This is a genomic window from Pseudomonas urmiensis, assembly GCF_014268815.2.
GTDB classification, from domain to species: Bacteria; Pseudomonadota; Gammaproteobacteria; order Pseudomonadales; family Pseudomonadaceae; genus Aquipseudomonas; species Aquipseudomonas urmiensis.
In genome coordinates, this window is the sequence record NZ_JABWRE020000001.1 from 5,039,611 (window position 1) to 5,065,549 (window position 25,939).

Genomic DNA, 25,939 nt, shown 5'->3' on the forward strand with positions numbered 1-25,939 from the left:
CGCCCCACGAGGGGGCGTTTTTATTCACAGGCTAGCTTAGCAGCCCGTCAAGCGGCAGCCTTCTTGGCCGCAGCTTCGATGCTACGAGTGATGTACCACTGCTGCGAAATCGACAAGCAGTTGTTCACAACCCAGTACAGCACCAGACCCGCTGGGAACCACAGGAAGAAGAAGGTGAAGATGATTGGCATCATTTTCATCACCTTGGCCTGCATCGGATCCGGCGGAGTCGGGTTCAGGCGCTGCTGGATGAACATGGTCGCGCCCATGATGATCGGCAGGATGAAGAACGGATCCTTGATCGACAGGTCGGTAATCCACAGCAGCCACGGGGCCTGGCGCATTTCTACGCTTTCCAGCAGTACCCAGTACAGGGCCAGGAACACTGGCATCTGCACCAGGATTGGCAAGCAGCCACCCAGCGGATTGATCTTCTCTTTCTTGTATAGCTCCATCATCGCCTGGGACATCTTCTGGCGATCGTCACCGAAGCGTTCCTTCAGCGCGGCCAGTTTTGGCGAAACGGCACGCATGCGCGCCATCGAGCGGTAGCTGGCAGCCGACAGCGGGAAGAACAGGCCCTTGATGAGCATGGTCAGGACGATGATCGACCAGCCCCAGTTACCCAGGATGCTGTGGATATGTTGCAGCAGCCAGAAGATCGGCTGAGCGATGAACCACAGGAAGCCATAGTCGACAGTCAGTTCCAGGCCTGGGGACAACTCTTTGAGCTTGGACTGAATCTTCGGACCTGCGTACAGCATGGCGCTGGTTTCGACTTTACCGCCGGCAGGCACGCTGAGCGCTGGGCCGGTGTAGCCGATGATGTAGTTGCCTTGGCTGTCCTTACGAGTCTGGATAACGTTGTTATCCGACTTGGCAGGAATCCAGGCAGTTACGAAGTAGTGTTGCAGCCAGGCAACCCAGCCGCCGGACACATTTTCTTTCAAACTGCCTTTGTCGATGTCTTTCATCGACACTTTCTTGTACGGCTCGGAAGGCGTCCACAGGGCAGCGCCCAGGTAGGTCGCGGTACCGGTAGCCGTGCTCGACGAAGGATCGGAGCTGGCATCACGCTTGAGCTGGGCGAACATGTTGCCCGACCAGGCTTGAGCGCTTTGGTTGTCGATCAGGTAGCTGACGGTCAGGTCGTACTCACCGCGCTTGAAGCTGAAGCGCTTGATGTAGTTGACGCCGTTCTCGCTGAACTTCAGGTCAACGACCAGCTGCTCCTGGCCATCGGCCAGTTGGAAGCTCTTTTGTTCAGCGGCGTACAGCGGACGACCGGAAGAACGAGCATCCGGCCCATTAACGCCAGTCAGACCACTCTGGGCCAGGTAAACACGCTCGCCACCGTTATCGAACAGCTGGAACGGAATGTCCGGATGGTCCTGGCGACGTGGGTACTTGGGCAGGTTCAGCTGGACGATGTCACCACCGACCGGATCGATAGCCAGTTCAAGGACGTCGGTCTTGACCCGGATCAGGTCCTTGCTGACTGCAACCGGAGCCAGTTCGGCTGGGCTGGATTCAGCATTGGCGCTCGGCACATCGGCGCTGGCGCCGTTGTTACTGCCGGCCGGCACGGTATCGGGCAGGGCCGGGGCAGCGTTGCTGGCAGCAGTATGCTGAGTCGGCAGTGCAGCCTGACCGTAGTCCTGGTTCCATTTGAGGACCAGCACGTAGGCCACGATTGCCAGGGCGACGATCAGGATCGTGCGTTTAATATCCATGATTACTCGGCTATCGAAGAAGTTCGGGAGGAAGGAGCGGGAGGGACGGGATCGAAACCGCCGTCGTTCCACGGATGACAACGCCCCAGGCGACGAACGGCTAGCCACCCACCACGCAACAGGCCATGGTTTTCTATGGCTTCGTAGGCGTAACAGGAGCAGCTGGGGTAGAAACGACAGTGGCTGGCCATCAGTGGACTAATGGCGTAACGGTAAAACTGGATCGGGACGAGGGCCAGTTTACGCATCGTGACTGTCTACCCCTGCAGAATCGGCATTAACCGCTGGAGAGGGCCGATTACGAGCGAGGCGCTTCCAGAGCTTGCCAAAGTGTTGGTGCAATTCTGGGTTTTCTACTTCGCCCAAGCCCTTGCGCGCGACGATCACGATGTCCAATCCAGCAAGACTCTGCTGATTCAGACGAAAGGAATCGCGCATCAAGCGTTTGAGGCGATTGCGTTGAACGGCGAGCTTGACGCTCTTCTTGCCGATCACCAAGCCAAGGCGCGGGTGATCGAGGCCGTTCTCGCGGGCAAGGATTAGCAGGCTTTTACCTGGAACCTTGCCGGTTGGCGAGTCGAAGACCGCTTTGAAATGCCGGGGTGTAAGCAGTCGCTTTTCCCGACTGAAGTCCTGACTCACCACCTGTGCCGAAAAATCAAACGGCCAGACGCTTACGGCCTTTGGCACGACGACGCGACAGAACAGCGCGGCCGTTCTTGGTGGCCATACGGGCACGGAAGCCGTGGGTGCGCGCGCGCTTGATGGTGCTTGGTTGGAAAGTACGTTTCATGGCGTGTTACCTGGGTTCGTCGACTACGGGCCGGAATGGCCCCCGTTTTAAGAGATCGGCGATTCTAGAGAAAGCAAGCCAATAGGTCAATTTCCAACCAACCTTTCCTTATGGATGGCATGGCTTCTACCTGACATCTCGCTGACTTCTAGAAGAAGGGATCGACAGGCTTGATCGAATCTCAAAGAGTGGACAACATGAAAAAATAAAAGAGACATATAAAAAGCTTTTTTGAATAACTTATAGATCTTAGGCAAGCCACTATCTGTGGATAACCATCTACAGGCCATGATTCACGCCATGTACAGAGTTTTGAAACCTTGTCCGCAACCGGTGCTCCGGCTGTGCTGCGCATGCGGACAAGCTGTGGATTAAAGTGGTCGTTATCCACAGCAGAGTTATCAACAGGCTTGAGCCCAGGGTTGTGCATAGACCTTAGGGGCGGTTATCCACAGAGCTTATTCACATGGCAGTGACGGCGTTTTGGCCATCATTTGACTGCTCTGTCATGGTTCAAGTCGCTGTCTCATGTGGATAAGTAACCGCTCGCCCGGTACAATGGCGGTTTGCTTTTGCCTCATCCGGCTTTCAACTCAGGGGATATCCGTGTCAGTGGAACTTTGGCAGCAGTGCGTGGAGCTTCTGCGCGATGAACTGCCTGCCCAGCAATTCAACACCTGGATCCGTCCGCTACAGGTCGAAGCCGAAGGCGACGAGTTGCGCGTTTATGCGCCCAACCGTTTCGTCCTCGATTGGGTCAATGAAAAATACCTGGGTCGTCTGCTCGAGCTGCTGGGCGAACACGGCAATGGCCTGGCGCCAGCGCTTTCCTTATTAATAGGCAGCCGCCGCAGCTCTGCGCCGCGCGCCGCTCCCAATGCTCCGGTCAGTGCTGCGGTCGCCGCCAAAGCTCAGCCCCAGCAGCCAGCGCCTGTACTCACGCAGAATGAGTCGGTTGCTGTGCAGGCGGTCGAGCCGCTTTTGACCAACGAAGTGGAACAGCCGTCGTCGCGCGACAGTTTCGACTCGATGGGCGATACGCCAGTGGTCCCGAGTGCTACCACGCGCACTGAGCAACGGACCGTGCAGGTAGAAGGTGCGCTCAAGCACACCAGCTACCTCAACAGAACCTTCACGTTCGATACCTTCGTTGAAGGTAAGTCCAACCAATTGGCTCGGGCAGCTGCCTGGCAGGTCGCCGATAACCCCAAGCATGGCTACAACCCGCTGTTCCTCTACGGTGGTGTGGGCCTGGGTAAGACGCACTTGATGCATGCTGTGGGTAACCACCTGCTCAAGAAGAATCCGAACGCCAAGGTGGTCTACCTGCACTCGGAGCGCTTCGTTGCCGACATGGTCAAGGCGTTGCAGCTCAATGCGATCAACGAGTTCAAGCGCTTCTATCGTTCGGTGGATGCGTTGCTGATCGATGACATCCAGTTCTTTGCCCGCAAAGAGCGCTCGCAGGAAGAGTTTTTCCACACCTTCAACGCCTTGCTCGAGGGTGGTCAGCAGGTAATTCTTACCAGCGACCGTTATCCAAAAGAGATCGAAGGCCTTGAAGAGCGTCTGAAGTCGCGCTTTGGTTGGGGCCTGACGGTTGCCGTCGAACCGCCAGAGCTGGAAACCCGCGTAGCGATCCTGATGAAGAAGGCCGACCAGGCGAAGGTGGAACTTCCTCACGATGCGGCGTTCTTTATCGCCCAGCGCATCCGCTCCAACGTGCGTGAGCTGGAAGGCGCGCTCAAGCGTGTCATCGCTCACTCGCACTTCATGGGGCGCGACATCACCATCGAGCTGATCCGTGAGTCGCTCAAGGATCTGCTGGCGCTGCAAGACAAACTGGTGAGTGTGGATAACATTCAGCGCACCGTGGCCGAGTACTACAAGATCAAGATCTCCGACCTGCTGTCCAAGCGGCGTTCGCGATCGGTAGCTCGCCCACGTCAGGTGGCCATGGCGTTGTCCAAGGAGCTGACCAACCACAGTCTGCCGGAAATCGGCGACATGTTTGGCGGCCGCGACCACACCACCGTGCTGCACGCCTGCCGCAAGATCAATGAATTGAAGGAATCCGACGCGGACATCCGCGAGGACTACAAGAACCTGCTGCGCACGCTGACGACCTGATGGCCGTCGGCGCAGCTATTTGAAGGCAAGGGACTAGACCATGCATTTCACCATTCAACGCGAAGCCCTGTTGAAACCCCTGCAACTGGTCGCAGGTGTCGTCGAGCGCCGCCAGACCTTGCCGGTCCTGTCCAACGTCCTGCTGGTCGTGCAAGGCCAGCAGCTGTCGTTGACCGGTACCGACCTGGAAGTCGAGCTGGTTGGCCGCGTCCAACTGGAAGAGCCGGCTGAGCCGGGCGAAATTACTGTCCCAGCGCGTAAGCTGATGGACATCTGCAAAAGCCTGCCGAGCGATGTCCTGATCGACATTAAAGTGGACGAGCAGAAGCTGCTGGTCAAAGCTGGCCGTAGCCGCTTCACCCTCTCCACCTTGCCGGCCAATGACTTCCCGACTGTGGAAGAAGGCCCGGGCTCGCTGACCTGCAACCTGGAACAAAGCAAGCTGCGTCGTCTGATCGAGCGCACTAGCTTCGCCATGGCCCAGCAGGATGTACGCTACTACCTGAACGGCATGCTGCTGGAAGTGTCGACCGACACCCTGCGTGCGGTTGCCACCGACGGTCACCGTTTGGCCATGTGCTCCATGCAAGCCGCGATCGGCCAGGCGGAGCGCCACCAGGTCATCGTTCCACGCAAAGGTATCCTTGAACTGGCGCGCCTGCTCACCGATCCAGAAGGCATGGTCAGCATCGTCCTGGGCCAGCATCACATTCGTGCGACCACTGGCGAGTTCACCTTCACCTCGAAACTGGTCGACGGTAAGTTCCCTGACTACGAGCGCGTTCTGCCCAAGGGTGGCGACAAGCTGGTCATCGGTGATCGTCAGGCCCTGCGCGAAGCGTTCAGCCGGACTGCGATCCTGTCCAACGAGAAGTACCGCGGTATTCGTCTGCAGTTGGCTGCTGGCCAGTTGAAGATTCAAGCCAACAACCCAGAGCAGGAAGAAGCCGAAGAAGAGATCAGCGTCGACTACAACGGTAGCTCGCTGGAAATCGGCTTCAACGTCAGCTATCTGCTGGATGTGCTGGGCGTCATGACTACGGAGCAAGTTCGTCTGATTCTGTCCGATTCCAACAGCAGCGCCCTGCTGCAGGAAGCCGGCAACGACGACTCGTCTTACGTTGTCATGCCGATGCGTCTGTAATCTGTAGCAGATAATGTCCCTAAGACGCATCATGGTCACTGCGGTGCGCAACCTGCACCCAGTGACCCTCTCTCCCTCCCCCCGCATCAACATTCTTTACGGCGCCAACGGTAGCGGCAAAACCAGTGTTCTGGAAGCCGTCTATCTATTGGGCCTGGCTCGCTCCTTCCGCAGTACTCGACTGAACCCTGTTATCCAATACGAGCAGCCAACCTGCACCGTGTTTGGCGAGGTTCAGTTGGCCGAAGGTGGTACCAGTAATCTAGGTGTTTCGCGTGAGCGACAGGGGGAGTTCTCCATCCGCATTGACGGGCAGAATGCCCGCAGTGCTGCTCAATTGGCAGAGCTGCTGCCGTTGCAGTTGATCAACCCAGACAGCTTCCGCTTGCTCGAAGGCGCACCGAAAATTCGGCGGCAGTTCCTCGATTGGGGTGTGTTCCACGTGGAACCACGCTTCATGGCGGCCTGGCAACGTCTGCAGAAGGCACTGCGACAGCGGAACTCATGGTTGCGGCATGGTACACTTGACGCTGCTTCGCAAGCCGCCTGGGACCGGGAATTGTGCCTGGCCAGCGCGGAGATAGATGAATACCGTCGCAACTATATCAAGGCCTTGAAGCCCGTCTTCGAGCGAACCCTGAGCGAACTGGTCGAGCTGGATGGATTGACCCTGAGCTATTACCGCGGCTGGGACAAGGACCGGGAACTCAACGAAGTACTCGCCTCTTCTCTTCACCGTGACCAGCAAATGGGCCATACCCAGGCCGGTCCTCAGCGTGCTGATTTACGTCTTCGTATTGGCGCAAACAACGCTGCGGATATCCTGTCCCGTGGGCAGCAAAAACTTGTGGTGTGTGCATTGCGCATCGCCCAAGGCCACTTGGTCAGCCAAGCCCGTCGCGGTCTCTGTATCTATCTCGTGGATGACTTGCCGTCCGAACTGGACGAGCAGCACCGCCGCGCATTATGCCGCTTGCTTGAAGAATTACGCTGCCAGGTTTTCATCACCTGTGTAGATCACGAATTACTGAGGGAAGGCTGGCAGACGGAAACGCCAGTTGCTTTGTTCCACGTGGAACAAGGCCGTATCACCCAGACCCACGACCATCGGGAGTGAAGGCATGAGCGAAAATCAAACGTACGATTCCTCCAGCATTAAAGTGCTGAAAGGGCTGGATGCCGTACGCAAACGTCCCGGCATGTACATTGGCGACACCGATGATGGTAGCGGCCTGCACCACATGGTCTTCGAAGTGGTCGACAACTCGATCGACGAAGCCCTCGCCGGTCACTGCGATGACATTACCGTCATCATCCACCCAGACGAATCCATCAGTGTTCGCGACAACGGTCGCGGCATTCCGGTCGACGTGCACAAAGAAGAAGGTGTATCGGCGGCTGAGGTCATCATGACCGTCCTGCACGCAGGCGGTAAGTTCGATGACAACTCCTACAAAGTTTCTGGCGGTCTGCACGGGGTTGGTGTTTCCGTTGTTAACGCCCTCTCCGAGCAGCTGATCCTTACTGTTCGCCGCAGCGGCAAGATCTGGGAGCAGACCTACGTGCATGGTGTGCCTCAGGCACCTATGGCCGTAGTCGGTGAAAGTGAAACCACCGGTACCCACATCCACTTCAAGCCGTCGGCTGAAACCTTCAAGAACATCCACTTCAGCTGGGACATCCTCGCCAAGCGTATCCGCGAGCTGTCCTTCCTCAACTCTGGTGTTGGCATCCTGCTCAAGGATGAACGCAGCGGTAAAGAAGAGTTCTTCAAATACGAAGGTGGTCTGCGCGCGTTTGTTGAATACCTCAACACCAACAAGACCCCGGTGAACACGCAGGTCTTCCACTTCAATGTGCAGCGTGACGACGGTGTCGGTGTCGAAGTCGCCCTGCAGTGGAACGACAGCTTCAACGAAAACCTGCTGTGCTTCACCAACAACATTCCGCAGCGCGACGGTGGTACTCACCTGGTGGGCTTCCGCTCTTCGCTGACCCGCAGCCTGAACGCTTACATCGAGCAAGAAGGCCTGGCCAAGAAGAACAAGGTCGCGACCACCGGTGACGATGCCCGTGAAGGTCTGACTGCGATCATCTCGGTCAAGGTGCCGGATCCGAAGTTCAGCTCGCAGACCAAGGACAAGTTGGTTTCCTCGGAGGTGAAGACCGCCGTGGAACAAGAAATGAACAAGTACTTCGCCGACTTCCTGTTGGAAAACCCCAACGAAGCCAAGGCGGTGGTCGGCAAGATGATCGACGCTGCCCGCGCTCGTGAAGCAGCGCGCAAGGCACGCGAGATGACTCGCCGCAAAGGCGCATTGGATATCGCTGGCCTGCCGGGCAAATTGGCCGACTGCCAAGAGAAGGACCCTGCCCTCTCTGAACTGTACTTGGTGGAGGGTGACTCTGCAGGTGGTTCGGCCAAGCAAGGTCGTAACCGTCGCACCCAGGCGATCCTGCCGCTCAAGGGTAAGATCCTCAACGTCGAGAAAGCACGCTTCGACAAGATGATCTCGTCCCAGGAGGTCGGTACGCTGATCACCGCACTGGGCTGCGGCATTGGCCGCGAAGAGTACAACATCGACAAGCTGCGCTATCACAACATCATCATCATGACCGATGCTGACGTTGACGGTTCGCACATCCGTACCCTGCTGCTGACCTTCTTCTTCCGTCAGTTGCCGGAGCTGGTCGAGCGTGGCTACATCTATATCGCTCAGCCGCCGCTGTACAAGGTCAAGAAGGGCAAGCAAGAGCAATACATCAAAGACGACGACGCCATGGAAGAGTACATGACGCAGTCGGCCCTGGATGACGCCAGCCTGCACTTGGACGAATCGGCACCTGCGGTTTCCGGCGTACAGCTGGAAAGCCTGGTGAACGATTTCCGCGGTGTGATGAAAACCCTCAAGCGTCTGTCGCGCCTGTACCCACAAGAGCTGACCGAGCACTTCATCTACCTGGATGAAGTCACCCTTGAGCAGCTGGGCGATCACGCGCACATGGAAAACTGGTTGGCCAAGTTCCAGGCGCGCCTGAACAACAGCCAGAAGTCTGGCCTGGCCTACAAAGCCAGCCTGCGTGAAGACAAAGAGCGCAATGTCTGGCTGCCGGAGGTGGAGATCACTTCGCACGGTCTGGCCAGCTACATCACCTTCAACCGCGACTTCTTCGGCAGCAACGACTACCGCACCGTGGTCAACCTGGGTGGCAAGCTCAGCACTCTGCTCGGCGAAGGTGCGTATGTGCAGCGTGGCGAACGTCGCAAGGCGGTCACCGAGTTCAAGGAAGCCTTGGACTGGCTGATGAACGAAACCGCCAAGCGTCACACCATCCAGCGATACAAAGGTCTGGGTGAGATGAACCCGGAGCAGCTGTGGGAAACCACCATGGACCCAACCGTGCGCCGCATGCTCAAGGTCACCATCGAAGACGCGATCGCTGCCGATCAGATCTTCAACACCCTGATGGGTGATGCGGTGGAACCACGCCGCGACTTCATCGAAAGCAATGCCCTGTCGGTGTCCAACCTGGACTTCTGATCAGGTGTAGTTTCACCGACAAGCTGCATGAAAAAGCCCGCGTAAGCGGGCTTTTTCATGAGTGCCAGAGCCATCTGAGCGACAAGTATTGAACTGTCCAATTCAGCGCCCAGCCGCTTCATCCTTTATTTCGCTCCAACTGCTGTCGGGGTCGAAACGCGTTATCGCAGCCGCGCGCTTGGCACTGTCACGGCCGAGGTCTTTCTCGAACAATTCACCGTCGTGGCTGATCATAAAACTCATGACGCCAGTGTCCGCGTAGTTCGCCGGCCAGGCGATCACGGCAAAGCCGCGGGTCATGTGATCGCCGATCTTGTAGTCATAGGCGCCACCTGGTGCCGAAGGGCCTTGGGCGGTGAGAATCCGATAGTGATAGCCATGCCAGTCATCACGCTTGGCGGCATCACCGAATAGCGGCCCGAGTGGACTTTCTTCGACGCCGTCCACTTCCGGCCAGTACAGCCCGTCGAACGCCCCGTCGCTACTCATGAACTTCTGCGCGTACTCGAGCAGCCCATCGCCATTGCGATCAATTTCGGCGTAGTCCATCTGCGCGTCATGATAGGCACGGGCTGCTTGAATGGTCGCCAATTCGTTGCGGCCGATGCGACGCTGGCGGATTTCCTCGGCACCTGCTTTGGTGTCGAAAGCCCAACCGCCAGCACTGTGTCTGATGGGAATTGGGAAAATCCAGGGTGTGTTGCCGACCACCAGATGTGCACGCTTCTGGCTATCGGACTGAACCTGGTGGGATTCCTTGTAGAGCGAGAGAAAGGCATCCACATCTTTACGATCGACGTCCTTGGTCGGGATATAAGTGTTCCAGTCGTTGCCGAGCAAGTTTGCCAACTGTTGGCTATCGGCCTTTTCACTACCCAGGGCCTGCACCAACGCTTCGCCTGCCGCCTCCGCGCTTGGGAAGTATTTCTGAGCGTAACTGCTGGAGGTCCAGCAAAGGAGCAGCACCAGCGCAATCCGACTAGCCGTTTTCATGACTGACTCTCCTCTCAGCGGCGACCGCCGCCACCGCTGGATTGCATGCGCACGGGTCGTTGCATCTGATGGCCGGCGGGTGCTGCACTGGGGCGGCGGGCGCTACGTTGACTGATCTGGCCACGGTTGCTTGCCATGCGTGCCTGCGAAGGGTTGCGCACATCGGCCAAGGCATTGTTGCGCGGCGCCTGGGCGCGAGCATGTTGTTGGCGGACTTGCTGGCGTGCTTGTTGATTACGCTCCGACGGCTGATGCTGGCGAGTTTTCAAAGGTGCCTGCGCGCCAGGCTTGTGCTGGCGGTCGGCGACCTGTGCGCGCTCGCGGGCGCTAGCGGGCTGGTTGATGCCCTGTTTTTCCAGGCTTTGTTGAGAGCGCTCACGCTCTGCACTCTGCACCCGTTGGCGGGCTTCGAGGTTGCTGGTTGCCGGTGCTTGGATGCCACGCCGGGCGAGACTTTCTCGGGCGCGCGCGCGATCTTCGACACGCGCCGGGGTGTCACCGCGATAGGCTGTGCGCTCTGCGCTGCCGGGCAAGCGCCGGTCGAACTGGGCTCGACTGGCTTGATCGCGGTAGGGGACGCCGTCACGATAGGTAGGATTATGGCGCCAGTTGTTCTGGTTGGCTTCGAGCCTGCGGTTGACGTTGTTGATGTTGTTGTAGCGATTGACGTTGATATCAACGTCATGATCGTCCCAGTCGCAATCCCCCCACAGAGAATTGACGATCGCTACGCCGGCACCGAAAGCCAGACCGGTCGCCAATGCCGTACCAATGGCATACCCCGGCGGTGGCGGATAGTACGCCGGTGGGTAGGACGCAGAGGACCAACTACCGTAGACCTCAGAGGGGTTGTAGCTTGGGACGTATACGACCTGGGGGTTGGTCGGCTGGATAATGATGGTTTGTGCCGACGCGCCAGCTTGCCCCGCCGTAGTTGTGCCGCCTGCTTGAGCGTTTGAGGGTTGCACGATAACCCTCTGCTTATCGTTCGACTCCAGGTGGCCAGCAGCCTTGGCCTTAGCGCGCAAGCGCTGTACTGAATTCATCACCGCGTCGGGCTGGGCGAGAAAGGCATCGCCGACTCGCTGCACCCACACTGGGTCCTGGCCAAGTGTGGCTAGCACCTGCGGGAAAGCCACCAACGATTGCACACTGGGGTCCCAAGGTTGCTCGGCGACCTGCTGGACGGCGGCATCGCCACTGACGTTCGGATGCGCCTTGGACCAGGCAACCGCGTCGGCGACATTGCCAGGATAGGTGGTTGCCATCAGCACCTGAGCCAGTAAAGCATCCGGGTACAGGGCCAACGGTGCAAGCATCTGATCAAGCTGTTCGGTGTTGAACACCTGCTCGCTGGGCGCGGCCGCAGTGGCAGGTACAGCTGCAGGTACCGGCGCCGGGGCCGTTGCCTTAGGTGGTGCATCCTCTTCGGAACAGCCCAAGAGCGCGAGCATGGTGAGGGTGAGCAGGATCGCCCTGTGAAGGCAGGCAGACATGACGATGCTCCTGTAGCTGAGGGACAGAGCGGAGCGTCAGGCGCCCAACGGGTTACCGGGTCGGCAATCGACGCATGGAAGGCTCAGAGCAGTATCAGCGTAGAAGAAAATTTCTCTGCCGGCGGTTCGGCGTCCGACAAGCCCGCTCCCACAAGGTGCGCTGAACCCGCTTACAGACCCAGCTCACGCAAGCGCCGATAAAGCGTCCGCTCGCTCAACCCCAGATGTTGGGCCAACTCACTACGCGACCCTTGGAATTGCTCCAGCGCCAGCGCCAGCTCGCCCAGTTCGTTGCGGCTGCGGCGTGGTGTAGCTACGTTCTGCAGGGGGCCAATGTCGTGCGGCAAATGTTCTGGCCGAATCAAGCCGTCGTCGGCAAACAAGCGTGCCCGTTCGAGAATATTGCGCAGCTCGCGAATATTGCCTGGGAACGGATGCAAGCTGAGCCGTTGTTGCGCTTGCGCAGTTAGCGTGGTGGATTGCGCGCCAGCCATGCGCTTCAACAAACTCTCGGCCAGCATGGGCAGATCCTCTACCCGTTCGCGCAGGGCAGGCAGCCGGATTGGAAAACCGCTGATGCGGTAGTACAAGTCTTCACGAAAGGTGCCCGCAGCGACCATTTCCTTGAGTGGTTTGTGGGTGGCAGAGACCAGGCGAAAATCCGAGTGCACCGTGCGCAGGCTGCCGACTGGGCGGAAACTGCCGGACTCGATCAGGCGCAGCAGCTTCACCTGCATGGCCAATGGAACCTCACCAATTTCATCGAGGAACAACGTGCCGCCATGCGCCGCTTCGGCCAAACCGATCTTGCGCTGGGTGGCTCCGGTGAAGGCGCCTTTTTCGTAGCCGAACAATTCACTCTCGAACAGGCTCTCGGTAAGACCAGTGCAGTCGACCACAACCAACGGCCCATTGGCGCGCAGGCTACCCAAATGTAGGGCGCGGGCAAAAAGCTCTTTGCCGGTTCCAGACTCACCCTGGAGCAACACCGGGATCTGCGCTGGGGCGGCTCTTTGCAAGCTGGCCAGGGCCGTCTTGAATGCCGGAGCACGGCCTACCAGGCCTTGCTGTTGCGGCTGGGCGGAGGCGAGCGTCACGGTGTTCAGACGCTCGACGAAGGCGACCACCCTACCCTGTTCATCCAGGATCGGCCGTAACTCGACGTCCACATGCTCAGGCCCACGAGGAGTGTGATGGATGTGCAGCACCCGCTCCGGCACCTTGCTGTCCCACGCCTTGCGCATCGGGCAGTGTTCGCCGGCCTGGTCGCAGGGGACAGCGTAGTGGTGGGATACCCGGTGGCACTTCTCCCCCAGCGGTGCGTTGTCGTTGATGCCGAACTGGCGGCGGTAGGCGGCATTGGCGGCGAGGATGTTGTAGTCGGTATCGAGCACGATGGACGGATGCACGTCGTGTTCCAGATACGACACTAGCGCAAGGATCGCGGGTTGGTTGGCAGAAGCTGAAAACGCGGACATGACCAGGACCGGAAGAGAGTACATCGCGGAGGGTAGCAAGGACTGCCAATCACTGCCATTAGCTGCCAGTCGACTGCCAGGTCTGGCATTGGCAGTCGAGAGCACATGGATAGGAACAGGCTGCGCAGCGTGTTCTTCGCGGTAAACCCGCTGGCTAAAACCCTGATGAGTAGGGCTTGAACACTCACTCTATGCTTAATAGCAAGGCACCCGTGGTTTCGGACCAATGCCCTGGCATGCATCTTGATAAAGCACTGTTTACTGCCTACGCCTCTAACAAGGCGCGGCGGATAAATCTGGAGAGTGCAATGATCATCGGCAGTAACATCTATGTGGAAGCCTTGTTCGACGAGGCCACCTCGACCATCAGTTACCTGGTCATGGATCGCCAGACCCAGGAGTGCGCGTTGATCGACAGCGTGCTCGACTATGACCCCAAGTCCGGGCGCACCAACACTGCCTCGGCGGACAAACTGATTGGCAGGGTCCAGGCGCTGGATGCCAAGGTGCACTGGATTCTTGAAACCCATGTGCATGCCGACCACCTTTCTGCGGCGGCCTACCTCAAGGAAAAGCTCGGTGGCCATATCGCCATCGGTGCACGTATTACTCAGGTACAGAAGACCTTTGGCGCCCTGTTCAATGCCGAGCCTGGCTTTGCCCGCGATGGCAGCCAGTTCGATGTATTGCTCGAAGATGAACAAGTGTTTCTGATCGGCACGCTGCGGGCGCGTGCCCTGCATACCCCAGGGCATACCCCGGCGTGCATGAGCTACGTGGTCGAGGATGCTGGCGAGATTGCGGTGTTCGTTGGCGACACCTTGTTCATGCCCGACTACGGCACAGCCCGCTGCGACTTCCCTGGCGCCGATGCACGCACGTTGTATCGCTCGATCCGCCGTTTGCTGGCCTTCCCCGATCAGACCCAGCTGTTCATGTGCCATGACTACCTGCCCAATGGCCGCGCACTGCGTTATGTCACCACCGTGGCCGAGCAGCGCGCCAACAATATCCACATTCATCAGGGCATCAGCGAGGACGAATTCGTGGCCATGCGCGAAGCGCGTGACGCGACGTTGGACATGCCGGTGCTGATCCTGCCCTCGGTACAGATCAACATGCGCAGCGGCCAGTTGCCTGAGCCGGAAGATAACGGCGTGCGCTACCTGAAGATCCCCCTCAACAAACTTTGAGCCCGCTATCGCAGGGCCCGCTCCCACGCAGAGACAGAGAGCTAACGTGGGAGCAGGCTTGCCCCGCGATAGAAAGAGCAGCTACCTCGATCAACAAGGAACATTTAAATGCCTGCGTCGCCGTCCACTTCCGCCAGCCCGCGCACCGATCACCACAAGGTGGTGATCATCGGTGCCGGGGCTTCGGGCATCGCCACCGCTTCGAGCCTGATCAGCCGTGATCCTTCACTGGACATCGCCCTGATCGATCCTGCCGAGGTGCATTACTACCAACCAGGCTGGACCATGGTCGGCGCCGGTGTGTTCAACGCACCCAGCACCGCTCGCACCATGGCCTCGACCATTCCGCGTGGGGTGCGCTGGATCAAGGCCAGCGTGCAGGGTTTCGATCCGGTCGCGCAGCTGGTGATGCTCGAGGATGGTCGCGCGGTCAGCTACGAACAGCTGGTGGTATGCCCCGGCCTCAAGCTCGATTGGAACGCCATCGAAGGCCTGAGTGAGACCCTGGGGCGTAACGGCGTCACCTCCAACTACCGCTATGACCTGGCGCCCTATACCTGGGAGCTGGTGAAAAACCTCAAGCAAGGTCGCGCGCTGTTCACCCAGCCACCGATGCCGATCAAGTGCGCTGGCGCGCCACAGAAGGCGTTGTACCTGTCCTGTGATCACTGGTTGCGTCACGGCCATCTTGGCGCGATCAAAGCCAGCTTCTTCAATGCCGGCGCGGTGCTGTTCGGGGTAGCGGACTACGTACCGGCACTGATGAGCTACATCGACAAGTACAGTGTCGACCTCAACTACGCCCAGCGGCTGGTCGCCGTGGACGGCCCCGGCAAGCGCGCTACCTTCCTGCGCAGCTTGCCCGATGGCAGCACGCAGACACAGGTCGAACCCTTCGACCTGTTGCATGTGGTGCCGCCGCAAGTTGCCCCTGACTTCATCCGGAACAGTCCGCTGGCCGATGCGGGTGGCTGGGTCGATGTCGATCCGCACACCTTGCGCCATCGTCAATTCGCCAACATCCATGGTCTGGGCGATGTGATCAACACCAGCAACGCCAAGACCGCCGCCGCAGCGCGCAAGCAGGCGCCGGTGGTGGCGAACAATGTTTTGGTGGCGCTCGGCAGGCTGCCTGCCCTCGCCCACTATGACGGCTATGGCTCCTGCCCTCTGACCGTGGAGCGCGGCAAGATCGTCCTCGCTGAGTTCACCTATGGTGGTAAGGTCGCGCCGAGTTTTCCGCGCTGGTTGCTCGATGGTCGCCAGCCAACCCGATTGGCCTGGCTGCTCAAGGCACGGATCCTGCCGCCGCTGTACTGGCGTGGCATGCTCAAGGGACGGGAGTGGCTGGCCAAGCCGCAGCCGATGGTGATCGAGGGGCAGCAGTGATCGAGCATCAACTGCTCGGCACGCTGCTGGGCACAATCATTGGCGCAGTGCTGGCGCTGACCGGCGCTGGCGGCGGCATCCTCGCAGTGCCGCTGCTGGTGTTCGGCCTGGGCCTGACCATGGTCGAGGCGGCCCCGGTCGGGTTGCTGGCGGTGGGCCTGGCGGCGGCGGTCGGGGCGGTGTTGGGTTTACGCCAGGGCTTGGTGCGCTATCGGGCGGCGCTGTTCATTGCGGTGATCGGCATCGTCGCTGCGCCGTTCGGCTTGATGCTCGCCCACAGTCTGCCCAACACGCCATTGGCGCTGGTGTTCGCTGTGGTGCTGGTTTACGCCTGCCTGCGCATCGGACGCAAGGCGGCGCGCGAACTGCGCGGTCAGTCGCCATGCGGGGAACGGCAGATCATGCCCTGCGTGCTCAATCCGTTGCAGGGCCGACTACGTTGGACCCTACCCTGCGCGCGTGCCCTTGCCTTCACCGGGGCGATGTCTGGATTGCTTTCAGGGTTACTGGGCGTCGGCGGTGGGTTCGTCATCATCCCTGCGTTGAACCGCTACACCAATCTGGACATGAAGAGCATCGTCGCCACCTCCCTGGCGGTGATTGCCCTGGTCTCCACCGGCAGTGTGGTCAGCGCCAGCATTGCCGGCGTCATGCACTGGCAGGTCGGTGCCCCGTTCGCAGTGGGCGCGGTACTTGGCCTGCTGCTGGCGCGGCCTTTGGCCGCCAAACTGGCCGGGCCACGCCTGCAGCAGTTGTTCGCCGTCGTCGGCATCGGCGCTGCACTGCTGCTGGCGGGCAAGGCGCTACTCGGCTAGCAGGTCTGCCTGCTCGGCTGCGCACAGGGCGAGCAGGTAATCCCAGACCACCCGCAGGCGTACTGATTTGTGCAGCTCGCGCCGGGTGCAGATCCAGTAGCTGCGCTGGATTGTCTCACTCGGCAGCACGCGCACCAGGGTCGGGTCATGCCGGGCCATGAAGTTCGGCAGCACGGCGATACCCAGGCCGGCACGCGCTGCGTGTTGCTGGGCGATCACGCTGGTGCTGCGGAACACCACATTCGGCGCCCGGCAAAAGCTGTTGAGAAACAGCAGCTCCTGGCTGAACAGCAGGTCGTCGACGTAGCCAATCCAGCTGTGCCGGGCCAGGTCCTCGCGGGTCTGCAGCGGTGGGGAACGGTCGAGATACTCGCGACTGGCGTAGAGCGCCAGGCGGTAGTCGGTGAGTTTGCGGGTGATCAGCAAATCGGCGTTGGGCCGCTCCAGATGGATGCTGATTTCCGCTTCGCGGTTAAGGATGCTGACGAAGCGCGGCACCGCCACCAGCTCTACCTCCAACCCCGGGTAGCGCTCGAACAGATCGCTCATGCGCGGAGTGAAGAACATGATGCCGATGCCTTCGGTGACCCCTAGGCGAATCTTGCCTAGCGGCGTAATCGCCTGGGTGATTTCCTCCTGCGCCAGCAGCGCGACATTTTCCATGGCCTCAGCATGCTTGAGCAGGGCCTGACCGGAAGGCGTCAGTTCATAGCCCTGGGCATGCTGGACGAACAGTGCCGTACCCAAGCTTTTTTCGATGTTCTCGATATGCCGGGCGACGGTGCTGTGGGTGGTATTGAGCCGCTTGGCAGCGCTGAGCAGGCGACCGCTGCGCTGCAACTCGAGGAAAAACCGCAGATCATTCCAGTCGAACATGCTGATCCTTGTGCGTGATGGCGAGGGTTCTGAGCGCGGCCGTCGAGGCACTACGCAGGAGGATGCAGGACTCGTATGGCTCGTGGGACTCGTAGATCTCGTTGGACTCGTAGATCTCGTGGGAGCGGGCTTGCCCCGCGATAGCGATGGTGGCAGCACTACTGCTGTCGCGGGGCAAGCCCGCTCCCACATGCATCCGTCAAATATCGCTCCCACGCGCCTCGCATGCGCCCATACCCGCCCCACACTACCGACTCTCGCAGCTACCTGGGCTGTGCTAAAACGCACAGCCGTTGCGCAAAATCTCGTGTTTCCTCTGCGAAATTACTCACTAAGATGAAGGGCGACAAGAATAATAATCAGGCGCGAGGTTACACATGCCATCAGCCGATTCTGTCTACGACTACGTGGTCGTGGGCGCCGGTCCCGCCGGTTGCCTGCTGGCCAATCGTTTGTCCGCCGACCCTAGCTGCCGCGTGCTGCTACTCGAAGCGGGCGGGCGCGACAACTATCCGTGGATTCACGTTCCCGTCGGTTACCTCTATTGCATCGGCAATCCGCGCACCGACTGGTGCTTCAAAACCGAAGCGCAAGCCGGCCTGGCCGGTCGCAGCCTGGGTTATCCACGGGGCAAAGTGCTGGGTGGCTGTTCATCGATCAACGGCATGATCTACATGCGCGGCCAGGCGGCGGACTACGACCGCTGGGCTGAGCAAGGCAATGCCGGCTGGGCCTGGAGCGATGTGCTGCCGCTGTTCAAGGCCAGCGAGAATCACTTTGCCGGCAGCAGCGACAGCCACGGCGCCGACGGTGAATGGCGGGTCGAGCAACAACGCTACAGCTGGCCGATTCTCGATGCCTTCCGCGACGCCGCCGAGCAAAGCGGGATCGCCAAGGTCGATGACTTCAACACCGGTGACAACCAAGGCTGTGGATACTTTCAGGTCAACCAGCGCAGCGGCGTACGCTGGAATGCGGCCAAGGCCTTTCTGCGGCCGATCCTCAAACTCCCCAACGTCACCATCCTGACTGATGTCCAGGTTGATCAGGTGCTGCTCGACAACACCCGTGCGACCGCGGTCAAGGCCCGTTGGCAAGGCGCCTGGCATGAGTTCAAGGCGCGCCGGGAAATCATCCTCTGCGCAGGATCTGTCGGCTCGCCAGGCATTCTCCAGCGTTCCGGGATAGGCCCACGCAAGCTCCTCGAAGGCTTGGGCATCGGCGTTCGGCATGACATGCCCGGCGTCGGCGGCAACCTGCAAGATCACCTGCAACTGCGCCTGATCTATCAAATTCGCAACACCCGCACCCTCAACCAGATGGCCAACAGCCTGTGGGGCAAGATGGGCATGGGCCTGCGTTATCTGTATGACCGCAGCGGCCCCTTGGCAATGGCTCCAAGTCAGCTGGGTGCGTTCGTACGCTCCAGCCCTGATCAGGCTACCGCCAATTTGCAGTACCACGTCCAGCCGCTATCGCTTGAACGCTTCGGCGAGCCGCTGCACCGCTTCCCTGCTTTTACCGCATCGGTCTGCAACCTGCGCCCGGCCAGCCGTGGACGCATCGATATCCGCTCTGCGGACATGAATGCCGAACCCCTGATCGATCCCAATTACCTCAGCGATCCGCACGACCTGCGCGTCGCCGCCGACGCTATCCGCCTGACCCGGCGTATCGTCCAGGCCCCTGCCCTGGCAGCCTTCGAGCCCCAGGAATATCTGCCAGGCCTCGCCCTGCAGAGCGAGCAACAACTGCACGAGGCGGCCAGCAAGATCGGCACCACGATCTTCCACCCGGTTGGCACTTGCCGCATGGGCAATGGGCCGCTGGACGTTGTGGATAACCAGCTGCGCGTGCATGGCATTCCTGGTTTGCGCGTGGCTGATGCGTCGATCATGCCGCAGATCGTTTCCGGCAATACCTGTTCACCCACACTGATGATCGCCGAGAAGGCGGCACAACTGATCCTCAAGGGGGCTGCTACCCAGACCAACCTCAGCGACGCAAGCGCGATACCGACGCCCTGACCAGGCGCGTGCAACAACCGGCGGCTTGTGGTCAGGGGCTGCCGACAGTGGAACAACAAGAATAATCACTGTGGCCTGTAGGCCGAGGACAGCAACGATGTCGGATTACATCCAAGAGCAGGGTGCAGCGGCGAGCAGCTCCAGTCGTCGCGAGGAACGAAAGATCATTTTCGCGTCATCCCTCGGGACCGTTTTCGAGTGGTATGACTTTTTTCTTTATGGCGCGTTGGCGGCGGTCATCAGCAAGCAGTTCTTCGCTGGGGTCAACGACACCACCGCGTTCATCTTTGCCCTGATGGCGTTCGCCGCAGGCTTCCTGGTGCGGCCATTCGGGGCGTTGGTATTCGGCCGCTTGGGCGACATGATCGGGCGTAAATACACCTTCCTGATCACCATCGTGCTGATGGGCTTGTCCACTTTCGCCGTGGGCTTGCTGCCAACCTACGCCAGCATTGGCATTGCCGCGCCGATCATCCTGGTGATCTTGCGCATGCTCCAAGGCCTGGCGCTGGGCGGTGAGTATGGCGGTGCAGCCACGTATGTCGCCGAGCACGCCCCACCTGGCAAGCGCGGTTTCCACACCGGCTTCATCCAATCTACCGCGACCCTGGGCCTGCTGCTGTCGCTGCTGGTGGTGCTCGGCAGCCGCTACATCAGCGGCGATCAGTTCGAGACCTGGGGCTGGCGCCTGCCGTTCCTCTTGTCGATCGTGCTGCTGGGCATCTCCACCTGGATCCGCATGAGCATGCACGAGTCGCCAGCGTTCGTGAAAATGAAGGCCCAAGGCAAGGTGAGTAAATCGCCGATTCGTGAGTCGTTCACCAATTGGCCGAACCTCAAAGTGGTGCTGACTGCCCTGTTCAGTATCAACGCCGGGCAAGCGGTGACCTTCTACACCGCGCAGTTCTATGTGCTGTTCTTCATGACCCAGATGCTCAAGATGGACCCGGCCCAGGCCAACACCCTGCTGATCATCAGCGTGGTGATCGGCGCGCCGTTCTTCGTGTTCTTTGGCTGGCTGTCGGATCGGGTCGGACGCAAGCCGATCCTGATGCTCGGCCTGCTGCTGGCGACAGTGCTGTACTTCCCGATGTTCAAAGCCCTGAGCCATTACGCCAACCCGCAGATCGACGCTGCCAGCCGTCAGGCACCGATCGTGGTGACGGCTGATCCGAACAGCTGCACCTTCCAGTTCGACCCAGTAGGCAAGGCGCGTTTCGACAGCCCGTGCGACAAGGTCAAGACCTTCCTGGTCAAACAGGGTCTGCCGTACAGCTCGGCTGCAGGGGCGAGCAGCGAAGTGGTGGTGAGCATTGGCGAGACCACCATCAATGGCTTCGACGAAGCGGCCATGCGTGCGGCCATCGAGCAGGCGGGCTATCCGGCCAAGGCCGATCCGTCGCAGGTCAACGAGTTCATGGTGGTGGTGCTGATTGTCGCGATGATCCTGATTGCCACCATGACCTATGGGCCGCTGGCGGCGGTGATGGTCGAGCTGTTCCCGACGCGGATCCGCTATACCTCGATGTCACTGCCCTACCACATCGGTAATGGCTGGTTTGGCGGGTTCCTGCCGACGGTTTCATTCGCCTTGGTGGTGTACACCGGGGATATCTTCTACGGGCTGTGGTACCCGGTATTGATCACCGGGATCAGCTTGGTGGTGGGGATCTTCTGCCTGAAAGAGACCAAGGATGTGGATATCGACAAGGTTTGACCTGAAGAGCGAGACGCCTCTATAGCAGGCACAAAAAAACCGGCGTAAAAGCCGGTTTTTTTATCGCTCAAAAAAACTTATGCACGATTTTCAGAAAAACGTCATACAGAGAAATAAATAGCTAATTCAACAACTTAGATCATATCTCTGAGCGTTAATCCAAAAGTTGCTCACAAGTTATCCACAGAACGTCAGGCCGTGCGCTGCTCGGTGTTTTCTGCCGCTGGCGGCAGTGACCCCAAGGCCCGCTGGGTCGCCTCGTTCCACGCTTCGGCGCGGTTATTGAGGTCGGCAATCGCCCGTGGGCCGCTGCCTTCGGCATACATTGGCTGACCAATCACCACCTCGATCACCCCTGCCCGCTTGCCCCAGCCCGACTTGGGCCAGAACTTGCCAGCGTTGTGGGCAATTGGCAGGACTGGCAGGCCGGCATTGACTGCCAGCGCAGTGCCGCCACGGGAGAACTTGCCAATCTGGCCATGGGGCACGCGGGTGCCTTCCGGGAAGATCAACACCCAAACCCCTTGCTTGAGGAGCTCGTCGCCCTTCTTGGCGACATGACGCAAAGCTTCTTTCGGGTTGTCGCGATCAATTGCGATCGGCCGCAGCATGGCCATCGCCCAGCCAAAGAACGGCACATACAACAGCTCACGCTTGAGCACCTGGCTCAGCGGCTGGAAGTAGGCGGAGAGAAAGAACGTCTCCCAGGTGCTCTGGTGGTTGGAGAGGATCACGCACGGCGTATCCGGCACGTTCTCGGCGCCGGTGATTTTGTAGCGGATACCGAGGATCACCCGCGCCAGCAGCACGGCGAAACGGCACCAGTAGACGTTGATGAAGCGATAGCGTTGGCGAAACGGCAGAAACGGCGCAACGAAGAAGCTCAGGGTGCACCACAGCAACGAGCTGGTGCCCAGCAGCAGGTAAAAAAGAAAGATTCTGATCGCCTGCAGGATCGACATAGTGGCAAGTACCGTTGCGGGCATGCCCGCCTAATGAAAAAGTGCGCCAGCGTGGCGCACCCTCTTAAATAAGTGCTCTGGCCACAGCGGCCAGATCGTCAAAAATCAGGGTGTTTTGCGGGACGCCTTTACTCAGGGTCTTCTCACCCTTGCCGGTTTTCACCAGCACTGGTTGTGCTCCGACGGCCAGGGCGGCCTCCAGGTCACCTTTGCTGTCTCCAACAAACCAGATGCCGCTCAGGTCTGCCTGATAATGCTCGGCGATTGCCCGCAACATGCCAGGCTTGGGTTTGCGGCAGTCGCAGCCCTCGTCCGGTCCATGCGGGCAATAGACGATATGACCGACTTCACCACCCTGCTCGGCCACCAGCTCGCGCAGGCGCGCATGCATGGCCTCGAGGGTTTGCAGCGGGTAATAGCCACGGGCAATGCCGGACTGGTTGGTGGCGACCGCCACCGTCCAGCCGGCCTTGCTCAACTGCGCGATGGCCTCGATCGAGCCGGGAATGGGGATCCACTCCTGCAATGACTTGATGTAGGCGTCGGAGTCGAAGTTGATCACCCCGTCACGATCGAGAATCAGCAGTTTCAAGGCTTACCCCAGCAGCGAAATGTCGGCCACGCCCAGGAACAGACCGCGCAGGCGGCTGAGCAGGGCATAACGGTTGGCGCGCACCTTGGCGTCTTCGGCGTTGACCATCACCGCCTCGAAGAAGGCGTCGACCGGATCACGCAGGGCCGCCAGGCGAGCCAGCGACTCGCTGTACTGACGCGCAGCTGCCATCGGTTGCACGGCCTGGTCGGCCTGCTGGATGGCCGAGTACAGGGAGAACTCATTGGCATTGTCGAAGTACTTCGGCTCGACCTGTTCGGCGATAGCGCCTTCGGCTTTGCTCAGCAGGTTCGACACGCGCTTGTTCACCGCCGCCAGGGCTTCGGCTTCCGGCAGCTTGCGGAAGGCCTGCACGGCCTGTACGCGCTGGTCGAAGTCCAGGGCAGAGCCCGGCTTCAGGGCACGCACCGACAGGTAGGTGCCAACGTCGATGCCTTCGTCTTCATAACGCGCACGCAGGCGGTCGAAGATGAACTCCAGGACTTGCTCGGACAGCCCAGCAGCCTTGACCTTGCTGCCGAACTGGGTGACGGCGAAGCTCACGGCGTCGGTCAGGTCCAGGTCCAGCTGCTTCTCGATCAGGATGCGCAACACGCCCAGGGCGGCGCGACGCAGGGCGTACGGGTCTTTGCTACCGGTTGGCAGCATGCCGATGCCGAAGATGCCGACCAGGGTGTCGAGCTTGTCGGCGATGGCCACGGCAGCGCCAGTCAGGGTCTGTGGCAGTTCAGCGCCAGCACCGCGCGGCATGTACTGCTCGTTCAGGGCCTGGGCAACGTCTTCTGGCTCGCCATCGTTGACGGCGTAGTAGTAGCCCGCGATGCCCTGCATTTCAGGGAATTCGCCAACCATTTCGGTGGCCAGGTCGCACTTGGACAGCAGGCCAGCACGCGCGGCACGCTGGGCGTCGCCACCAATGTGCGGGGCAATGAAGGCTGCCAGTTTCGAGACACGCTCGGCTTTGTCGTAGACGCTGCCCAGCTGAGCCTGGAACACCACGTTCTTCAGGCGCTCGTTGAAGGTTGCCAGCGGCTGCTTCTTGTCTTGCTTGAAGAAGAACTCGGCGTCGGTCAGGCGCGGACGCACGACCTTCTCGTTGCCCTGGACGATCTGCTTCGGATCGCGGCTCTCGACGTTGGCCACGGTGATGAAGCGCGGCAGCAGCTTGCCTTCGCTGTCGAGCAGGCAGAAGTACTTCTGGTTGTCCTGCATGGTGGTGATCAGCGCTTCTTGCGGCACGTCGAGGAAACGCTCCTCGAACGAGCACACCAGCGGCACAGGCCACTCGACCAGCGCGGTCACTTCATCGAGCAGCGCCGGCGGCACGATGGCCGTGCCTTCCTGCTGCATGGCAAGTTCCGCGGTGCGCTTGGCGATCAGCTCGCGGCGCTCGGCGAAGTCGGCCAGCACGTAGGCCTTGCGCAGGTCTTCGACGTAGTTGGCCGGGGTGGTGATGACCACGTTTTCCGGGTGGTGGAAACGGTGGCCACGCGACTCGCGCCCGGCCTGTTGCTTGAGGATGGTGCAGTCGACGACCTGGTCACCAAGCAGCATGACCAGCCACTGGGTTGGACGCACGAACTCTTCACGGCTGGCCGCCCAGCGCATGCGCTTAGGAATCGGCAGGTCGTTGAGCGAATCTTCGACGATGGTCGGCAACAGGCTGGTGGTAGCCTTGCCCGGGATGTGCTGGGAGAAGCGCAGCTTGGCGCCGCTCTGGTCGATCTCGGACAGATCGACGCCACATTTCTTGGCAAAGCCCAGTGCCGCCTGGGTCGGTTTGCCTTCAGCATCGAACGCAGCCTGCACAGGAGGGCCGTCGACGTTGATGCTGCGGTCTGGCTGCTGCACGTCGAGCTGACGGATCAGCACGGCCAGACGGCGCGGCGCGGCATAGACCTGCTTGGCGGTGTAGTTCAGGCCAGCGGCCTGCAAGCCTTTCTCGATGCCTGCCAGGAAGGCGTCGCCGAGGCTGGCGAGGGCCTTGGGTGGCAGCTCTTCGGTGCCCAGTTCAACCAGGAAATCTTGAGCACTCATTGTGCAGCCTCCAGCTTAGCCAACACTTCATCACGCAGTTCAGGGGTCGCCATCGGGAAGCCCAGGCGTGCGCGAGCTTGCAGATAGCTTTGCGCCACGTCCCGGGCCAGGGTACGCACACGCAGGATGTAGCGCTGACGCTCGGTCACCGAGATGGCGCGGCGGGCGTCGAGCAGGTTGAAGGTGTGCGAAGCCTTCAGGACCATTTCATAGGTCGGCAGCGGCAGGTCGAGCTTGATCAGACGGTTCGCTTCGCTTTCGTAGAAGTCGAACAGCTCGAACAGTTTCTCGACGTTGGCGTGCTCGAAGTTGTAGGTCGACTGCTCCACTTCGTTCTGGTGGAACACATCGCCATAGGTCACGGTGCCGAACGGGCCATCGGCCCAGATCAGGTCGTAGACCGAGTCGACGCCCTGGATGTACATGGCCAGACGCTCCAGGCCATAGGTGATTTCACCGGTGACCGGGTAGCACTCGATGCCACCGACTTGCTGGAAGTAGGTGAACTGCGTCACTTCCATGCCGTTGAGCCAGATTTCCCAGCCCAGACCCCAGGCACCGAGGGTTGGCGATTCCCAGTTGTCTTCGACGAAGCGAATGTCGTGGACCAGCGGGTCCAGGCCGATCGCTTTCAGCGAGCCGAGGTACAGCTCCTGGAAGTTGGCCGGGTTGGGCTTGAGGACCACCTGGAACTGGTAGTAGTGCTGCAGGCGGTTAGGGTTCTCGCCATACCGTCCGTCGGCTGGACGACGGCTAGGCTGCACGTAGGCGGCGTTCCAGGTCTCTGGGCCGACGGCGCGCAGGAAAGTAGCGGTGTGGAAAGTGCCGGCGCCTACTTCCATATCGTAGGGCTGAAGTACCACACAACCTTGCTCCGCCCAGTATTGCTGCAGGGCGAGGATGAGGTCTTGGAAGGTACGCACGGCTGGCGTAGGCTGGCTCACGAAATTCACCTGTATCTGGGGATGCGGATGTAAAGAGCGGGAGTATAACCTGATTCG

General features: G+C 60.1%; 21 protein-coding genes. 9 read left to right on the plus strand and 12 right to left on the minus strand.

The genetic code is table 11. The features are described from left to right. Window positions 1-47 precede the first annotated feature (47 nt). From yidC to rpmH, 4 genes are read right to left on the minus strand one after another with little or no spacing between them, the layout of a single operon-like run. Window positions 48-1,733, minus strand: a complete 1,686-nt coding sequence (gene yidC, locus HU737_RS22795; protein WP_186553123.1) for a membrane protein insertase YidC — start codon at window positions 1,731-1,733, stop codon at window positions 48-50. Window positions 1,734-1,735: 2 nt separating this feature from the next. Further along, window positions 1,736-1,981 (minus strand): membrane protein insertion efficiency factor YidD, encoded by a 246-nt coding sequence (gene yidD / locus HU737_RS22800; RefSeq protein WP_011536514.1) that lies wholly within the window; start codon window positions 1,979-1,981, stop codon window positions 1,736-1,738. After that, window positions 1,974-2,378, minus strand: coding sequence for a ribonuclease P protein component (rnpA, locus tag HU737_RS22805; protein WP_186553240.1), 405 nt, complete (start codon window positions 2,376-2,378; stop codon window positions 1,974-1,976). The genes yidD and rnpA overlap by 8 nt, the downstream gene beginning before the upstream one ends. A 13-nt stretch (window positions 2,379-2,391) precedes the next feature. Continuing rightward, the gene (gene rpmH, locus HU737_RS22810; protein ID WP_002551315.1) at window positions 2,392-2,526 is read right to left on the minus strand and encodes a 50S ribosomal protein L34; all 135 of its coding nucleotides are present in this window, start codon (window positions 2,524-2,526) and stop codon (window positions 2,392-2,394) included. 606 nt (window positions 2,527-3,132) lie between these two features. On the opposite strand from rpmH, the gene dnaA reads away from it, so the two are divergent. Genes dnaA through gyrB form a run of 4 tightly spaced genes read left to right on the plus strand, consistent with a single transcriptional unit; the run spans window position 3,133 to window position 9,342 of the window. Next, a complete protein-coding gene (gene dnaA / locus HU737_RS22815) occupies window positions 3,133-4,656 on the plus strand; it encodes a chromosomal replication initiator protein DnaA (protein ID WP_186553124.1) in 1,524 nt (507 codons plus the stop codon). Window positions 4,657-4,696: 40 nt separating this feature from the next. After that, the gene (dnaN, locus tag HU737_RS22820) at window positions 4,697-5,800 is read left to right on the plus strand and encodes a DNA polymerase III subunit beta (RefSeq protein ID WP_186553125.1); all 1,104 of its coding nucleotides are present in this window, start codon (window positions 4,697-4,699) and stop codon (window positions 5,798-5,800) included. 13 nt (window positions 5,801-5,813) lie between these two features. Further along, complete coding sequence (recF, locus tag HU737_RS22825) at window positions 5,814-6,917, plus strand: DNA replication/repair protein RecF (RefSeq protein ID WP_186553126.1); 1,104 nt, start codon at window positions 5,814-5,816, stop codon at window positions 6,915-6,917. A gap of 4 nt (window positions 6,918-6,921) precedes the next feature. Next, window positions 6,922-9,342, plus strand: coding sequence for a DNA topoisomerase (ATP-hydrolyzing) subunit B (gyrB, locus tag HU737_RS22830; protein ID WP_186553127.1), 2,421 nt, complete (start codon window positions 6,922-6,924; stop codon window positions 9,340-9,342). A 102-nt stretch (window positions 9,343-9,444) separates the two neighbouring features. Here the strand turns inward: gyrB and HU737_RS22835 are convergent, their stop codons facing one another. From HU737_RS22835 to HU737_RS22845, 3 genes are all read right to left on the minus strand, one after another. Next, window positions 9,445-10,335 (minus strand): DUF2950 domain-containing protein, encoded by an 891-nt coding sequence (locus tag HU737_RS22835; protein WP_186553128.1) that lies wholly within the window; start codon window positions 10,333-10,335, stop codon window positions 9,445-9,447. Window positions 10,336-10,349: 14 nt separating this feature from the next. Continuing rightward, a complete protein-coding gene (locus tag HU737_RS22840; RefSeq protein ID WP_186553129.1) occupies window positions 10,350-11,831 on the minus strand; it encodes a DUF3300 domain-containing protein in 1,482 nt (493 codons plus the stop codon). Window positions 11,832-12,001: 170 nt separating this feature from the next. Continuing rightward, on the minus strand, window positions 12,002-13,309 hold the full coding sequence (locus HU737_RS22845; RefSeq protein ID WP_225915640.1) for a sigma-54 interaction domain-containing protein: 1,308 nt from the start codon (window positions 13,307-13,309) through the stop codon (window positions 12,002-12,004). A 308-nt stretch (window positions 13,310-13,617) separates the two neighbouring features. Here HU737_RS22845 and HU737_RS22850 point away from each other — a divergent pair, with 308 nt between their 5' ends. The 3 genes from HU737_RS22850 (at window position 13,618) to HU737_RS22860 (ending at window position 16,706) form a co-directional block, all read left to right on the plus strand. Then, window positions 13,618-14,502 carry an MBL fold metallo-hydrolase gene (locus tag HU737_RS22850; protein WP_186553131.1) on the plus strand — a complete coding sequence of 295 codons (885 nt, stop codon included), beginning with the start codon at window positions 13,618-13,620 and terminating at the stop codon, window positions 14,500-14,502. A 108-nt stretch (window positions 14,503-14,610) separates the two neighbouring features. Further along, entirely contained in the window at window positions 14,611-15,891 is a 1,281-nt protein-coding gene (locus HU737_RS22855) for an NAD(P)/FAD-dependent oxidoreductase (protein WP_186553132.1), read from the plus strand. Further along, window positions 15,888-16,706: a sulfite exporter TauE/SafE family protein gene (locus HU737_RS22860; RefSeq protein WP_186553133.1), complete on the plus strand. Its 819-nt coding sequence runs from the start codon at window positions 15,888-15,890 to the stop codon at window positions 16,704-16,706. Before HU737_RS22855 ends, HU737_RS22860 begins: the two co-directional genes overlap by 4 nt. Here HU737_RS22860 and HU737_RS22865 read toward each other — a convergent pair. Then, window positions 16,695-17,582 (minus strand): LysR family transcriptional regulator, encoded by an 888-nt coding sequence (locus tag HU737_RS22865; protein ID WP_186553134.1) that lies wholly within the window; start codon window positions 17,580-17,582, stop codon window positions 16,695-16,697. The genes HU737_RS22860 and HU737_RS22865 overlap by 12 nt on opposite strands. A 377-nt stretch (window positions 17,583-17,959) precedes the next feature. On the opposite strand from HU737_RS22865, the gene HU737_RS22870 reads away from it, so the two are divergent. Both HU737_RS22870 and HU737_RS22875 read left to right on the plus strand, forming a co-directional pair. Next, a complete protein-coding gene (locus HU737_RS22870) occupies window positions 17,960-19,609 on the plus strand; it encodes a GMC family oxidoreductase (protein WP_186553135.1) in 1,650 nt (549 codons plus the stop codon). Window positions 19,610-19,706: 97 nt separating this feature from the next. Then, a complete protein-coding gene (locus HU737_RS22875) occupies window positions 19,707-21,326 on the plus strand; it encodes an MFS transporter (RefSeq protein ID WP_186553136.1) in 1,620 nt (539 codons plus the stop codon). Window positions 21,327-21,517: 191 nt separating this feature from the next. On the opposite strand, the gene HU737_RS22880 is transcribed toward HU737_RS22875, so the two are convergent. From HU737_RS22880 to glyQ, 4 genes are all read right to left on the minus strand, one after another. Beyond that, window positions 21,518-22,288, minus strand: a complete 771-nt coding sequence (locus HU737_RS22880) for a lysophospholipid acyltransferase family protein (RefSeq protein ID WP_186553137.1) — start codon at window positions 22,286-22,288, stop codon at window positions 21,518-21,520. Between the two features lie 64 nt (window positions 22,289-22,352). Then, window positions 22,353-22,880 carry a D-glycero-beta-D-manno-heptose 1,7-bisphosphate 7-phosphatase gene (gmhB, locus tag HU737_RS22885; protein WP_186553138.1) on the minus strand — a complete coding sequence of 176 codons (528 nt, stop codon included), beginning with the start codon at window positions 22,878-22,880 and terminating at the stop codon, window positions 22,353-22,355. A gap of 3 nt (window positions 22,881-22,883) precedes the next feature. Further along, on the minus strand, window positions 22,884-24,938 hold the full coding sequence (glyS, locus tag HU737_RS22890) for a glycine--tRNA ligase subunit beta (protein ID WP_186553139.1): 2,055 nt from the start codon (window positions 24,936-24,938) through the stop codon (window positions 22,884-22,886). After that, window positions 24,935-25,882 carry a glycine--tRNA ligase subunit alpha gene (glyQ, locus tag HU737_RS22895; protein WP_186553140.1) on the minus strand — a complete coding sequence of 316 codons (948 nt, stop codon included), beginning with the start codon at window positions 25,880-25,882 and terminating at the stop codon, window positions 24,935-24,937. The genes glyS and glyQ overlap by 4 nt, the downstream gene beginning before the upstream one ends. Between the last annotated feature and the right edge of the window lie 57 nt (window positions 25,883-25,939).